At 67.6% G+C, this 1498-nt stretch carries 1 protein-coding gene; it reads right to left on the bottom strand.

The genetic code is table 11. From position 1 onward, the window contains the following. Positions 1 to 1498, bottom strand: a 1498-nt coding sequence (glpK, locus tag ABGA99_RS36480; RefSeq protein WP_347584280.1) for a glycerol kinase GlpK, incomplete at both ends; no start/stop codon positions are given.

Raw genomic sequence — 1498 nt, 5'->3', positions numbered from 1 at the left:
TGTCTTCGATCCAGCCCATGGTGCGTTGGACTGCTTTGAGCCAGTCCTTGTATTCGCGTTCGCGGGTGGTTTCGTCCATGCGGGGGGTCCATTCGGCGGCGCGGCGCCAGTTGGCGCGCAGGGTGTCGGTGTCGGGCCAGTAGCCGACGGCCAGGCCTGCGGCGTAGGCGGCGCCCAGGCAGGTGGTCTCGGCGACCAGGGGCCGTACGACGGGGGCGTCGAGGACGTCGGCGAGGGTTTGCATGAGGAGGTTGTTGGCGGTCATGCCGCCGTCGACTTTCAGTGAGGTCAGTTCGACGCCGGAGTCCTTGGTCATCGCGTCGACGATTTCGCGGGTCTGCCAGGCGGTTGCTTCCAGGACCGCGCGTGCGAGGTGTGCTTTGGTCACGTAGCGGGTCAGGCCGGCGATGACTCCGCGGGCGTCGTCGCGCCAGTAGGGTGCGAACAGGCCTGAGAAGGCGGGTACGAAGTAGGCGCCGCCGTTGTCTTCCACGCTGAGCGCGAGGGTTTCGATCTCGGCGGCGGTGGAGATGATGCCCATCTGGTCGCGCATCCACTGCACCAGGGCGCCGGTGATGGCGATGGATCCTTCGAGGGCGTAGACGGCGCTCTGGTCGCCGATGCGGTAGCCGACGGTGGTGATGAGGCCGTTTTCGGAGTGGACGGGTTCGGCGGCGGTGTTCATCAGCAGGAAGGTGCCGGTGCCGTAGGTGGACTTGGCCTCGCCCTGGTCGAAGCAGGTCTGCCCGAAGAGTGCGGCTTGCTGGTCGCCCAGTGCGGAGGCGACCGGGATGCCGGTCAGGGTGCCGGAGGCGGCGTGTCCGTAGACCTCCGCGGAGGAGCGGATCTGGGGCAGGACTGCGAGGGGGACGCCCATGGCTTCGCAGATGGCGGGGTCCCAGTCGAGGGTTTCGAGGTTCATGAGCATGGTGCGGGAGGCGTTGGTGACGTCGGTGACGTGGACGCCGCGGCCGGGGCCGCCGGTGAGGTTCCAGATGACCCAGGAGTCCATGGTGCCGAAGAGGATGTCGCCGGCTTCGGCGCGGGCCAGGAGTCCGGGGGTGTTGTCGAGGAGCCAGCGGATCTTGGGTCCGGCGAAGTAGGAGGCCAGGGGCAGGCCGGTGGCGGCGCGGAAGCGGTCTTGTCCTTCGGTGCCGCCGAGTTGGCGGCAGAGTTCGGCGGTGCGGGTGTCCTGCCAGACGATGGCGTTGGCCACCGGTTCACCGGTGTTCTTGTCCCACAGCAGGGTCGTCTCGCGCTGGTTGGTGATCCCGATGGCCTTGACGTCGGCGCGGGTGACGCCGGCTTTGGCGACGGCGCCGTCGACGACCTGCTGGACGTTCCGCCAGATCTCCAGAGCGTTGTGCTCGACCCACCCGGGCCTGGGGAAGATCTGCTCGTGTTCCTTCTGATCCACCGACACGATCCGGCCATCGGTATCGAACACGATGCACCGGCTCGAAGTCGTCCCCTGATCGATAGCCGCAATGAACGGGCC

Origin of the sequence: Streptomyces sp. B5E4, assembly GCF_039871555.1 — a bacterium.
Classification (GTDB): domain Bacteria; phylum Actinomycetota; class Actinomycetes; order Streptomycetales; family Streptomycetaceae; genus Streptomyces.
The sequence above is the reverse complement of the archived record's forward strand: the minus strand, read 5'-3'. Positions and strand labels throughout refer to the sequence as shown.